Source organism: Protofrankia symbiont of Coriaria ruscifolia, from assembly GCF_900634745.1.
Lineage (GTDB): Bacteria > Actinomycetota > Actinomycetes > Frankiales > Frankiaceae > Protofrankia > Protofrankia californiensis.
The window spans coordinates 16,900-29,465 of record NZ_CAAAFR010000148.1; the positions used below are offsets into that span (position 1 = coordinate 16,900).

Genomic DNA, 12,566 nt, shown 5'->3' on the forward strand with positions numbered 1-12,566 from the left:
CGCTGCGCGTGTGTTGAACGGGAACCAGAATCGTCGCAACGATCTTGTCTCGGCCTACGGAGGTGCGCCGCGAACGTCACGAGCCGCAAGGTGTTCGGCGAGCGTGGCCAGAAACATATCCCATCGGCGTCGGTGTCGGTGATGTCCGGGACATGCTCGCGCAGCAGCCGGACCGCGTCCGCCCGCGGCAGCACGTCGACGTCCACCGTGCCCGCCAACCGCGACCAGCGGCCATCCCGCGACGTCACCAGCACATGCCCCGCAGCCCACCGCCGCCGACAGCACCCCGAACAGATCGTCCGGCTCGCCGGCGTTGTCCAGGATCAGCAGCCAGCGCCGGTACCGGCGGCCCGCCGCCAGCAGGCCCACCGCCCGGGCGGACTCCTCCGCAGCCCCCGCCACCGCGACCCCGCACCGTTTGGCCAGCAGTGCCAACGACGCGACCGCCACCGCCGTCCCCCCGCCGGCCAGCCGCTCCCGCAGCAGGGACAGCTCCACCTCCCGGCCGGTGAACAGCCGGTTACGCGGCCAGTCCACCGACCACACCGCCGGCGCCACCCCCGGAAACCGTGGCCTTCTACCCTCCGGACTCTCCGACCCGCTACTTTCTGGACTCTCCGACCCGCCGGGAAACGCCGGCGCCACCGTCGGCCGCGCCCCGCCGGTCAGCACCGCGTCCACCGCCGCCGTCAACCGGCCCGCCGCCACGTCCGCGGCCATCCCGACCAGATCGGTGTACACGATCCCGTCAAACGGTGCCGGCGGGGCGAACGCGGCCACCCGCACCGGCAGCAACCGCCGCTGTGCGCCTACCGGATCGGAGGGCCAGGCCGCCTGCCATTCGGCCGCGCACGCCTCCGAGGCCACGTACGCCGGGGACAGCACGGCCACCGTCCGGGCCGACCGGTTCATGCCCTCGGCCATCCGCTGCGACCAGTACATGCCCGCGACCATGTGCCATGCCTGGATCAGTACCCGGAACCCTGCGGTCTGCAGCTCTCAGGCGACCCATTCGGCCCAGCCCCGATCCGCCTGCGTGTACGAGACGAAGAAATCCCACTCGAACTCGCCGCCACCCCCACTACCGGCCATACCCGTAGCATCCCACCCGCCACCCAGAGCAGAAGAGCGCCCCGAACCACTACCGTCACGACCTTCCGGCCATGGTCGGCGCCGGCGTAACAAGTTGCAGGCAGCCCACCCGACGGCACCGTGCCGTCAAACTGTCCGGCGACGGAACGGCCAACGGGTTTGACATTGCCGGGTTGTGCGTGCTCTTGCGATCGTTCCCGACTCCGATGGTCCACGGGCGGCCCGGCCGATAGGACGATCATGGCCCGGGAGGAGAAATGGCCTCCCGGGCCATTGCCCATTGCTACGAAGAGTCACAACCGCGGAGATCGATCCGGGCGCCTCGCCCCGGGCGATCTCCCATCCACGCGGGGTTGCCGGCCGCGCGCTACCGGTCGGCCCATTCGTCCAGGGTGCCCGCCACGATCGGCGGGGTCAGCCGTGACTATGCTCTTGTGCATATCGAGGTCCGCCACCAGTTGACCGAGATCATGCCGGGCGTGGACACCTGCGGAAGAATTCCCTCGCCGGGTTTTTGCGTGAATGCCTGCCAATCGATCACGATCGTCTGGTCCGCTGTCCTGAAAGTCGTGGGTTGGTGGGACGTCTGGCGTCGTCCGTTCCACTCGGCTTAGCCTGTTGGTCATCGCATGGTCTCATCGTCCGGTAGGGCGTATCCAATACACTTACACTGGTATTTAGCTGTTGGCCGCCGGTGGAGAAGAGGGACCCGTGCCGACCATCAATATCAGTGGTGTGACGATTTCCTACAGCGACACCGGAGCGCCGGCCGGTCTACCGGATGCCTCGACCATTATGTTCGGACACGGCCTGTTATTCAGCGGCTGGATGTTCCACCCGCAGATCACGGCCCTGCGCGAGCACTACCGTTGCATAGCGGTCGACTGGCGCGGACAGGGTGAGACTCCGGCGACCGCCGACGGCTATGACATGGACACCCTAACCGGCGACGCGGTCGCCCTGATCCGGGAACTCGGTGTTGCGCCGGTGCACTGGGTGGGCCTGTCCATGGGCGGCTTCATCGGACAGCGCATCGCGGCCCGCCACGGCGAATTGCTGCGTTCGTTGACATTGCTGGACACCAGCGCCGGGCCCGAGGACCCGGGCAAAGTCCGCGAGTACAAACAGCTGGCATGGCTGCTGCGCCTGTTCGGCATCAAACCGATTCTGGGCAAGGTCGGTTCGTATATGTTCGGCCACACCTTCCTTGCCGATCCCGCCAGCAGAACCACGATTAACGAGTGGGTCATCCGCCTCAATCGCAGCAAACGTGCCGCCGTACGTAAAGCGGTGCTCGGAGTGGCCGACCGCGCACCGGTGGAGCACGAGATCACCGGGATCACGGTGCCCACGCTCGTCGTCGTCGGCGCCGACGACAAGGCCACTCCACCGGAGAAGGCGGAACGTATCGCCGCCCGCATCCCAGACGCCCAGCTGCAGATCGTCGCGAACTGCGGACATACCAGCACCCTGGAACAACCCGCGACGATCATCGGACTGCTGGACAAGTTCCTCGCCACGGTCGACCGGGTCTGAACGGGGTACACAAGCTTTCCCAGTTACGCTACGGCAACAGCGTCGAATTCACCGAATATGTTCCGGCTGGCCTTTCCCCCTGGATCCGGCGCACTGGGCGAAGACGAGAAAGCCGTGGATGAGTCCCAGCGCGAGGATGTGCTTGAGCGTGACGCGGGCCACTTCCGGCCGTGCGCCGGAGGAACGCACGGCGGTAAGACTTCTGACGAATTCACTACCGTACGACTATCGACAACTTCGCGGGACCACGCACGTTGATCCGGCCATTCCAGCGCACCTCCTCGACAGCGGGCAAGTGGAAGCGCTGGACGAACCGGGTGAAGGTCACCCGGGCTTCCAACCGGGCCAGTGCCGCGCCGAGACAGTGATGCACACCGGCGCCGAACGAGACGTTCTGGTGCGCGTTCGGTCGATTCAGGCGAAGTTCGTCGGCGTCCGCGCCCCAGAACTCCGGATCCCGATTGGCCGCGGCCAGGCAGGACAATACCCACCTGCCAGTCGGGATCTCCTCGCCGTGGACTGAAAAGGGTTCGATGGTTATCCGCCTCATCAGGTGTACCGGGGTGTCGTAGCGAAGCATTTCTTCCACGGCGTTGGTGGCGAGTCCGGGTTCCTCCTGTAGCAGTCGCAACTGATCAGGATGACGCAGGAGCGCGAGGAGCCCGCCCGCGAGAAGGTTCACCGTGCTTTCGTGGCCCGCGATGTAGAGAAACATGACCTGGGCGATCAGCTCGTCCTCGCTGAGCATGTCGCCGTCGTGTTCCGCAGCAAGGAGTGCGGTGATCAGATCGTCGCCGGGGTTGTCTCGTTTCCAGTTGGTCACCTCGCGGACGATCGCCGTCAGCTCGTGGTTGGCCGACCGGATTTCGGCCTGCAACCTCGGGTCGGCGAGTGGTTCGAGCGCACGCACCAGCGTTCCAGTGAGTTCACGGAGTCGAGTGTGTTCCACTACCGGGATGCCCAGCATTTCCGAGATCACCGTGAAGGGGAGCGGGAAGGCGAGTTCGGCGACGAGATCCGCGCGGCCCGCCTCGGCGATCCGATCAAGCGCTTCGTCGACGAGTGTCTCGATCCGCGGTTCCAATGCATCAACGGCGCGCCGGGTGAAGGCCTTGGAGACAAGACGGCGAAGTCTCGTATGGTTCGGTGGATCCTGATCCAGGATGGACAGCCCGCGCATCAGCCGGTTCTCCTTGCCGAGCGTGCTGGAGTCGCTCTTCCACGCCGGAAGATGCGTCAGGTATTGCTCGTCAACGGAGTGTCCAGATCTCTGTAGCTTCGACACGTCCTCGTATCTGGACAGGATCCAGAAGCCGAGAGGGTGTTCGTGGACGGGCGCAATGGTGCGCAGTTCCGCGTAGTGGGGATAGGGATTGTCGGTGAAGCCGTCGGCGAACGGGTTGAAGACGAACGCTTCTTCAGTGTGGTGGGGAAGGAGGTTGTCGGTCATGGGTCAGCTCACCTGCTCGAATCAGTGACGCCTTCTCGTAATAGCGGTCCCACTACCGAAACCACGCGCAACTCAGAAGATCGCCGCTGCGCGTGGTAGAAGGACTCGAAACCCTGACGCTCACGCCGGCGCGATGGGGCGCATATCTTCTCCGTGCCGTCAGGCCTTGAACGCTTTGATATTGCGCATGGTCACGAAAGCAGTGGCACACAATGTCTCCCCGGTCCCGTCGACCGAGTAGACATCGGCCGCGGCGATGGTCATGACGGGGCCCGCCTTGACGACCCGGCCGCGCGCGACAATTTTCTCACCTTTCGCCGGAGCCAGAATTTTAACCGTGTAGTCGATGGTCATGTTCACCCATCCGGGCTGCAGCAACGTGCCGGCCGCGCAGCCGCCGGCGAAGTCCGCCAGCGAGCCGAGCACACCGCCCTGAATGAAGCCGTCATGCTGCGTGAGCTCTTTCCGGTACGACTGGATGATCTCGACCTCTCCTGGCGCTATCCGGCCGAACTCGAAACCCAGGTGCCGCGCGGCCGGCATGCTCAGAACCATGCCCCTCACGAATTGCTCGAAGTCGGGATTCGCCGCTTTCAACGCTGCCATGTCCAGAATTCTCTCTGCTGGTCGACGGATCCTTCAAGTGGCCGAGGGTGTCACCGGTGTCCAGACCTCGAATCCGGTCTCCAGGTAGCGCTTTCTGGCAGCGGCCCGCATGATCTTGCCGCTGCTGGTTTTCTGCAGCCGGCCCGGCAGGGTCAGCACCAGGTCGCTCACCGAAAGCTCGTGCTCCCGCATCAGCGCCGCTCGAATCGACGCGGCGACGTCCGTCACGTCAGCCTTCCGCCGTTGCTCGCCCTTGATTTCCTGGACGACGACGAGCTTCTCGTCGTCGGAACCGGGAACCGAGAACGCGGCACATCCGCCGGGTTTCAACGCGGGATGTGACGATTGAACCGTATGCTCGATGTCCTGAGGGTAGTAGTTTCTTCCCCGAATGATCACCAGGTCCTTCAGCCTGCCCACTATGTACAACTCGCCGTCGACCACCAGGCCGAGATCGCCGGTACGCAGGTAGGTACGACCAGGCTCGCTGTCACACTCGGCCTGGAAAGTGTCGGCAGTCGCCTCTGGGCGCCTCCAGTAACCGTGTGCCACGTGCTCTCCGGCAACCCAGATTTCTCCCACCTGGTTCGCGGGACACGGGCATCCCGTTTCAGGGTCCACGATCCGGAGCGCTTCTTCCGGGAGGACGAGTCCGGATCCTGCGAGGGTCCGTCCGTGGTCACCAGGCGTCTCGACATAGCGCTTGTGACTGAGCTCTTCGACATCCGCCTCAATGGTGCGCGGGCCGCGGCCCTTCTGGCTGCCGGTCACCAGCAGAGTTGCCTCAGCCAAGCCGTAGCACGGGTAGAGTGCTTTCTCGCTGAACCCGAAGGGCGCGAAGATCTCGGCGAACTGGTGCAGTGTCTCGGGTCGAATGGGCTCGGCGCCGTTGAACGCGACCTTCCAGCAGCTGAGGTCAAGGTCCGGGATATTTCCTCTGGCTGCTCGTGCGACGCAGGCGTCGAATGCGAAGTTCGGTCCACCGCTGGTGTGGGCTCGGTACCGGGAGATGGCCGACAGCCACAGGAGCGGCCAGCGGATGAATGCCATCGGCGACATGAGGATGCTGGTCGTCCCGAGGTAGAGGGGCTGCAGGACGTTTCCAATCAAACCCTGATCGTGGAAGAGCGGCGCCCAGCCGACAAACGTCGAGTTCTGATCATGGCCGAACGCCCGCCGTATCATCTCCTGGTTCGCGGAAAGGTTCCCGTGAGAAACCATGACCCCCTTCGGATCGGATGTGGAACCCGACGTGTACTGAAGGAAGGCGATGGAATCCGCGGAACAAGGCTGCGGCTGGAAGCGCGTATCCGCCGCGTCCGTCACCTGGTCGACCGGAAACCAGGGCAGAGCTCCACAGACCGGCTCCAGGGAGGATCTGGTACTCTCGATCATCGTGCTGATGGTGAGTACTGCGGAAGGCTCGCAGTCTCTCACGATGCTTGATGTCGCGTCCTGAACCCGCTTCTTGCGCGGGGGGTTGACGGGTACCGCGACGACATGCGCGTAGAGGCATCCGAAATATGCGACGATAAAATCCAGACTTTGCGGGAAGATCAGCAATGCCCTGTCGCCGGGTCTGCAACGCTGGCTTAGCCACCTGGCCACGGCGAGCGCTCGTGCGTGCAGGTCGCCGTACGTCAGCACTTCTTTTTCTTCCTCGTATTCATTCAAGAACACGTACGCCCTGCTGACCGGCTCGAGGGCGGCGCGGCTCTGCAGGATCTCTGGAAGCAGCGTTCTCTGCTGCACCATTTTCCTTCCCCTCCTCCGGAGGAGTTCGACGGAGCTCACTCCAACGCTTCGGTCCGTCACCTGGTGCTCCTCGGCGAGACCGGAAGGTGCTTCAGGCCGCGGACGATGAAGCTGTGGTCCTGCCACTGGAGTTGCTCTGTCAGGAGTTCCAGGCGTTCAGTGCGCCGGTACAGGTGCTCGAAGGCAACCTCCGCCTGCAGCTTGGCCAGCAGCCCGCCCAGGCATCCGTGCATTCCGTGGCCGAAGGCAAGGTGCCCCCTTGCGCTGCGGGTAATGTCGAACTCGTCCGGCTGAGTGAACACCGCGGGGTCGCGGTTCGCGGCGCCAAGACACAGGAGAATCTGATCGCCCTCCCGTACCTGCTTTCCGCCGATTTCGACATCGCGCGTCGCGAGACGCTTGGTCAGCTGGAGCGGGCTGTCGTAGCGCAGAGCCTCCTCGACAGCGCTCGGCACAAGCTCTGGCTGCCGGTGGAGGCGAGCGTCTTGACCCGGATGCTGAAGCAACGCGAGGAGGCCGTTGCCTATGAGGGACTTCGTGGTTTCGTTGCCGGCTACGAAGCACATGATGCACACGAAGACGAGTTCTTCGTCGCTGAGCTTGTCGCCGCCACCGGTCTCCGCAGCGAGCAGCTGGCTGATCAGGTCGTCGCCCGGCCGGGACCGGCGTTCCGCGGCCACTTCGTCCAGGGCGTGCGCGAACATCTCGACGACGTCGCATACACGCGTAAAATCTTCGGCTTTCATCAGCCCCGGCTCGAGCAGGAACCGGATGTCATGCGTCCATTGGCCGACGTGTTCGCGCAGACTGTCCGGGAGTGCCATCCAGCCGCACATGACCGTAACCGGCAGGGGCGCCGCAAAGTCAGCGATGGCATCCATGCCGCCATCGTCCCAAGCCCGTTGTACCAGCTGTTCGGCAACCTCCGAGACACGGGGGCGGAGCTTGGCAATTTCCTGCGCCGTGAACACTCGGTTCACCAGCCCGCGCAGCCGCGCGTGGTCCGGGTTATCGGTGAAGACGAGCGACTTCCTCCCCAGCCGCCCGATCCGCGCCACGTTGTCCTGCGACAGCCGGCTTGCCTGCCGGCTGATCAATTCAGGTATGAGTCCGGCGCTGAAGGTACGGTCGCGCAGAACACCTTGTACGTCGGCATGCCGCGTGAGCACCCACATACCCAGCGTCCGGTGGACGGGCTGCGCGCTGCGAAGCTGCCGATAGAGCGGGTGGGGGTCGCGTCGGAATTCGGCGCTGAAGGGGTTGAACCGGATTGGCGCCTGAGCGCGTTTGGCCGTGTCGGCAGCCGCCGTGCCGTGTGTCTCCAACGTCATACTGCCTGCATCCCGCGGCGGTCGAAGTACTTGCCTCTGAAGGGATGAAGAATGATCCTGAACAGGCAGATCTTTCCCATCCGGAAGCCAAGGGCAGACAGCTTCAGATAGCGCTCGTACCGGGCGACCACATCCGGTCCGACGACATGAACGGCTTCGTCGCGGTGCAGGCGCAGCCGGCGTGCCCACTGCTCGCACGTCCAAGCGTAGTCGAGCCGACCGTTGGTCACGGATTGAATCTCGAAAATACCCTCCGCGGCGGCGGTGATCTCCGTAAGCGTCGGCAGATCCGCTTTGGGAAATATCTCCTGCTGGATGAACCGGCTCGCGTCCTCGCGGGACATGTTCGCGTAGGCGATCGTCTGCAGCGACAGCACGCCGTCCTTGTTCAGCCAACCACGGCAGCGGGTGAAGAAATCTCGGTATAGACGGACCTTCTCGGCCGACGAGTCCTCGGCTCTGGCAAAGTGTTCGAAGGCACCGATGGAGATGATCCCGTCGAAACGGATGTCGGGTTCGTAGTGCAGCCAGTTCTCCGTCCGGACCTCCACGCCAGGATACCCGAGGGACCGGATGAAGGCCGCCTGCTCCTCACTGAGGGTGAGACCGACGGACCGCTGGACCCGGTGCGCCTCGGCCAGACGCTGCAGGATCGCACCCCACCCGCAGCCGATGTCCAGCACGCTGTGGGCCCGGTCTGCACGAATCGCGTCCAGGTGGAACTGCAGCTTCCTCTCCTGGGCGGTTTCGAGTGTGTCGTCCGCGCCTTCCCGAATCGCACACGAATAGGTCAGCGAGCGGTCCAACCAAAGGCTGTAGAACGCATTTCCGACGTCGTAGTGGTGGCGGACGGCAGCCGCTGCACCGATCGTACGGTCGATGTCGACTGATGCAGTCATGACTACGCCACGTGCCGTTGACTCTGCGCATGCAGATACACAGCGACTGCATTGATGCTCGGGTTCTCGAACAACGCCTCGGGAGCCAGGTCGACGCCGTAGCGCTCCTCGACCTCGATCAGCAGGGAGACGGCGAGGGCGGAATCGATGCCCAGCCGGTCGAAGTCCGCGTCCGGATCCACCGCCTCCACGGGCATCTCAAGGAGATTCGCAACATACTCCTGGCACCATGTGGCAATCGCTTCCTTGCTCGGCTTCAACGTGCTCGCTCCTTATGCTGTGGTACTGGGGGCTGGCTTGCCGTTCCTGGGTATACGAGTTGCTTTCATCCGCTCTTCGGACGGACGCTTGAGATCCCATGCAAGACCGCAGAACGCAAGCAGTTTTATGAGCCAGTAACCTGGGTCGAGGCGGTACCAGTCCAACCCGAAGGAAGACGACTCAGGGAATGCGTGATGGTTGTTGTGCCATGATTCACCAAAGGTCAGCAAGGCAAAAATTCCGCCGTTCCTGCTGTTCTCCCTGGATTCGTAGGGATGGGTGCCGAACGTGTGCAGGAAGGAGTTGATCGCCCAGATGACGTGCTCCAGGACGAATATCCGCACGAGGCCGCCCCAGAAGAAGCCGCTCACCGCTCCGGTCCAGCTCTGGTAGACGAGGCCGCCGATGAGCGCGGGGAGGACGAGCCCGAGCGCGACCCAATAGTAGTAGAGGCGGGCGACTCGGACCAAGGCGCGGTTTTTGATCAGATCCGGCGCATAGTGGACGATGTTCGGGTATTCGTGGCGACGCATCCACAGGAAGTGGGAGTGGGCCAGGCCGCGCAGCCGACCCTTCAGACCGCTGCCGGCGAGATTCGGGGAGTGGGGATCTCCCTCGCGGTCACTGCACTCGTGGTGCCGCCTGTGCAAGGCGACCCAGGACATCAGGCCGCCTTGACCGGCCATCGAGCCGAGGATTGTGAGTGCGGCTGCAACGGACGGCGCGGCCTTGAAGGTGCGATGGGTGAAGAGCCGGTGATAGCCGACGGTGACGCCCAGCCCGGTCACGAGCCACATCGAAAAGAGCAGGGCGAGTTCGGTGACGCCGATCGGATGTACCGCAAGAAACGCGAAGGCGGCGGCGGTACCGACAATCGGGAGGACGTCGAACAGCAAAAAGTGGCGGCGCTGCAGACGGTGCAGGTAGGGATTGCTGATCGTCTTTTTGCGAGGAGTAGATCCACTAGTTCCGAACTCGGGCTCGGGAATGTATGTCGTAGGCTGTACGTCTGCCATTCTCGACCGCCCCCTCCTGAGTGCTAGACTTGAGTTCGCCAGTCGGACGATCCTGATCGTAACAGCCAGCGAAGCCGGATATGGTAGGTGTATTGGAATTGCCAATCGGAAGATTGGAATTCGTTATCAGACACCTACTGACGTTGAACTCGTGAGGTGACCCGGCTATGGGGGTTTCGAGTCCGGCCAGGAAACCCAGAGCAGGTCGAGGCGGTACCGGATATGTTTACACGCGCTCTTAATGATACGGATCAGGTGCTCCAGGCCGAGCGCGCCGAGAGCGGGAACGTGCTCCCGGATCCCGGAAGGCCGGTCGGCGGCAACCATGCTCGGGAACGGCAGCAGCGCTGCCCGAATAACTGACGCGACTAGCCTATCTCATTCCACCATCACTTTTCATGATTCAGATCATGATCTGGAGGTGGCTTGTGGGAGTCGAACGCGCAGTTACGGCGGGTTGTTGGGCGGGCGGCGGCAGTGGCCAGTTGGCGGTTCGCTCGGCGTAGGGTCGCTCGCACGACGATCGGGTGTAAGGGCCGCACCAGCGTGAAGTACGCCCGACCGAGCTGGTTGCGCAGGTTCACCACGGTGGACACGGTGACTGTCCCGTCGCGGACCAGCACCGAGGCTCGGAAGGCCAGGTGCGGTTTGTCCGCGCCGAGCAACGTCTCGTCTGGGCTTGCGCCGTATTGGCGGAACGAGCCGTGGAACAGCGATCGGGACCAGAGCGCCGGGTCGGTTGGCATGCCCGGGGCGAGCCCGATGCTCCACGCGTCGGCGAAGTCGATCCGGTGGAAGGCATGGCGGGCGAGCAGGGCGTTCGTCGGTAGCTCGGCCCGGCGCGGGATCGGACCCGCCGGCCGCCGCAGGATCAGCCGCCGCAGGAGCCGTACCCAGGACGACCATCGGTGCGACCGGTTGACCTGGCCGGCGCCGGAGGACTCCTGGTTGGCACCGGATGACTCCGCGCGGTCGAGCATGTCCTCGATCAGTGCGTCGTGCAACCAGCGGATTACGACGGGCCAGATGAGGTGCCGTTGCGTTCCGGTGAGCTTTGACGCTCACCGGTCACGCTGCCGTCCCTTGCGGGGCGGCGCTCCCGGTCTGACCGGCCGAAGCCGTGCCGGGTTCCCGTTTCACAGCCACCCGCCCACCGGGGTGGGTCTTACGGTCGGCTCCGCGGGCGTTTTCCGTCTCCGACGCACTGCCGGCGACGAGGTTACGCAGGTTGACCGCGGCGTTCACGTCACGGTCGATCACCAGCCCGCAGGACCGGCAGACGAAGGTGCGGTCCTACAGCGTCAGGCCTGGGTTTCGCCAGCCACAACCGGAACAGGTCTTCGAGCTTGGATACCAGCGGTCCGCCACGACCAGCGTCGACCCGTACCAGACGGTCTTGTAAGCAAGCTGGCGGCGGACCTCGGCCATCCCCGTGTCGCAGACCGCGCGAGCCAGCCGCCGGTTACGTAGCATTCCCGCAACGTGGAGGTCTTCCACGACGATCGTGTCGTGGGTTTTCGCGAGCCGGGTGGTGAGCGTATGCAGCCCGTCGCGGCGCTGGTTGGCGGCCCGGGCGTGGATACGGGCGAGCCGGGCTGCGCGCTTGCGCCGTCCGGCCGATCCGGGTGTGGACCGGGCGTAGGCCCGCGAAGCGCTACGCAGCCGGCGCAGCGACCCGGCCGGATGCTTCGGGTTGGCGATGGTTTCCCCGGTGGAAAGCACGGCCAGATGCTTCACGCCCAGGTCGACGCCGACCGGCCGGGCCGTGCGCCGCCGCCGCGACGGGCCCGCGGGAACCTCCCGGTCGACCTCGACCGTGAACGACACGAACCACCGGCCGGTGGTCCTCGACACGGTCGCACCCAGCAGCCGGGCCCGGCCGTCAGCGAGCCGGCCGGTCAGCGCGCCCATCGGCTCGCAGACCTTCACCCGGCTGATCCGGGGCAGCTGGACATGCCGGTCGCCGTCCGGGCCGTAGGAGCCAGTGGTGTAGCGGAACGAGTCGCGAGCCTTCCCGCGTTTCTTGAACCGGGGGAACCCGACCCGGCGGCCCTTCCGCCTCCCGTTCCGGGAAGCGGTGACGTTCTTCAGCCCGCTGGCAAGCTGGTCCAGCCCGGCGGAGTACGCCTCCTTCGCACACTCCGCCCACCACGGTGCGACCGTCGCCTTGGCCTTGTTCCACTCCAGGTTCCACTCCAGCCGCAGCGCGGGCAACGTCCACGGCACCGGGGGAGCGCATCATCGGGGATGCCAGAGGACTTCTCCGCATCCCGCTGCGACAGGGCGGCCTTCACCCGGGACAGGCCCCAGTTGTAGGCGACCGGGCTGCCCCGGCATGCCGGGCGAGCGCGGCCCGCTGCACCTCGTTCGGGTCGAGGGCGAACCGGTACACCTGGAGTGTCTTCACTCGGCGGCCCCGGTGGCAGCTTCGACGGCCCGGCGGGCCCTGTCCGCAGCGGCACGGCGGCCGTGCAGCCGGGCGCACATCGACGTCAGGATCTCGGTGATGTCCCGAACGAGGTCGTCATCGACCTCGGCGGGGTCGACGACCAGCAACCGCCGGCCGGACGCGGCAAGGGCCGCTTCGACGTACTCGGCGCCGAAGCGGGCGAACCGGTCG

General features: G+C 64.9%; 11 protein-coding genes and 2 pseudogenes. 1 reads left to right on the forward strand and 12 read right to left on the reverse strand.

Features of this window, described 5'->3' with window-relative positions:
- Positions 1-54 precede the first annotated feature (54 nt).
- Positions 55-996: a toll/interleukin-1 receptor domain-containing protein gene (locus CV1CTNOD_RS27915; RefSeq protein ID WP_347402945.1), complete on the reverse strand. Its 942-nt coding sequence runs from the start codon at positions 994-996 to the stop codon at positions 55-57.
- Positions 997-999: 3 nt separating this feature from the next.
- Positions 1,000-1,092 (reverse strand): toll/interleukin-1 receptor domain-containing protein, encoded by a 93-nt coding sequence (locus tag CV1CTNOD_RS26835; RefSeq protein WP_242606749.1) that lies wholly within the window; start codon positions 1,090-1,092, stop codon positions 1,000-1,002.
- Positions 1,093-1,803: 711 nt separating this feature from the next.
- Between CV1CTNOD_RS26835 and CV1CTNOD_RS16170 the strand changes: the two genes are divergently transcribed.
- On the forward strand, positions 1,804-2,628 hold the full coding sequence (locus CV1CTNOD_RS16170) for an alpha/beta fold hydrolase (RefSeq protein WP_131786899.1): 825 nt from the start codon (positions 1,804-1,806) through the stop codon (positions 2,626-2,628).
- A 214-nt stretch (positions 2,629-2,842) separates the two neighbouring features.
- On the opposite strand, the gene CV1CTNOD_RS16175 is transcribed toward CV1CTNOD_RS16170, so the two are convergent.
- The 10 genes and pseudogenes from CV1CTNOD_RS16175 to CV1CTNOD_RS26840 form a co-directional block, all read right to left on the reverse strand.
- A complete protein-coding gene (locus CV1CTNOD_RS16175) occupies positions 2,843-4,078 on the reverse strand; it encodes a cytochrome P450 (protein WP_131786889.1) in 1,236 nt (411 codons plus the stop codon).
- A 159-nt stretch (positions 4,079-4,237) separates the two neighbouring features.
- Positions 4,238-4,684 carry a PaaI family thioesterase gene (locus tag CV1CTNOD_RS16180; RefSeq protein ID WP_131786890.1) on the reverse strand — a complete coding sequence of 149 codons (447 nt, stop codon included), beginning with the start codon at positions 4,682-4,684 and terminating at the stop codon, positions 4,238-4,240.
- A gap of 33 nt (positions 4,685-4,717) precedes the next feature.
- On the reverse strand, positions 4,718-6,439 hold the full coding sequence (locus CV1CTNOD_RS16185) for a fatty acyl-AMP ligase (RefSeq protein ID WP_131786900.1): 1,722 nt from the start codon (positions 6,437-6,439) through the stop codon (positions 4,718-4,720).
- Between the two features lie 56 nt (positions 6,440-6,495).
- Positions 6,496-7,770 (reverse strand): cytochrome P450, encoded by a 1,275-nt coding sequence (locus tag CV1CTNOD_RS16190; RefSeq protein WP_131786891.1) that lies wholly within the window; start codon positions 7,768-7,770, stop codon positions 6,496-6,498.
- Entirely contained in the window at positions 7,767-8,669 is a 903-nt protein-coding gene (locus CV1CTNOD_RS16195; protein WP_131786892.1) for an SAM-dependent methyltransferase, read from the reverse strand. Before CV1CTNOD_RS16195 ends, CV1CTNOD_RS16190 begins: the two co-directional genes overlap by 4 nt.
- A gap of 2 nt (positions 8,670-8,671) precedes the next feature.
- Positions 8,672-8,929 carry an acyl carrier protein gene (locus CV1CTNOD_RS16200; RefSeq protein ID WP_131786893.1) on the reverse strand — a complete coding sequence of 86 codons (258 nt, stop codon included), beginning with the start codon at positions 8,927-8,929 and terminating at the stop codon, positions 8,672-8,674.
- A 12-nt stretch (positions 8,930-8,941) separates the two neighbouring features.
- Positions 8,942-9,946 (reverse strand): acyl-CoA desaturase, encoded by a 1,005-nt coding sequence (locus CV1CTNOD_RS16205; protein WP_131786894.1) that lies wholly within the window; start codon positions 9,944-9,946, stop codon positions 8,942-8,944.
- A 389-nt stretch (positions 9,947-10,335) separates the two neighbouring features.
- Positions 10,336-10,950: a DUF2867 domain-containing protein gene (locus CV1CTNOD_RS16210; RefSeq protein WP_131786895.1), complete on the reverse strand. Its 615-nt coding sequence runs from the start codon at positions 10,948-10,950 to the stop codon at positions 10,336-10,338.
- A gap of 64 nt (positions 10,951-11,014) precedes the next feature.
- A pseudogene (tnpB, locus tag CV1CTNOD_RS16215) lies at positions 11,015-12,353 on the reverse strand (IS607 family element RNA-guided endonuclease TnpB).
- Positions 12,350-12,566: pseudogene (locus CV1CTNOD_RS26840) on the reverse strand (IS607 family transposase); the annotation flags it as partial. The pseudogenes tnpB and CV1CTNOD_RS26840, both read right to left, overlap by 4 nt.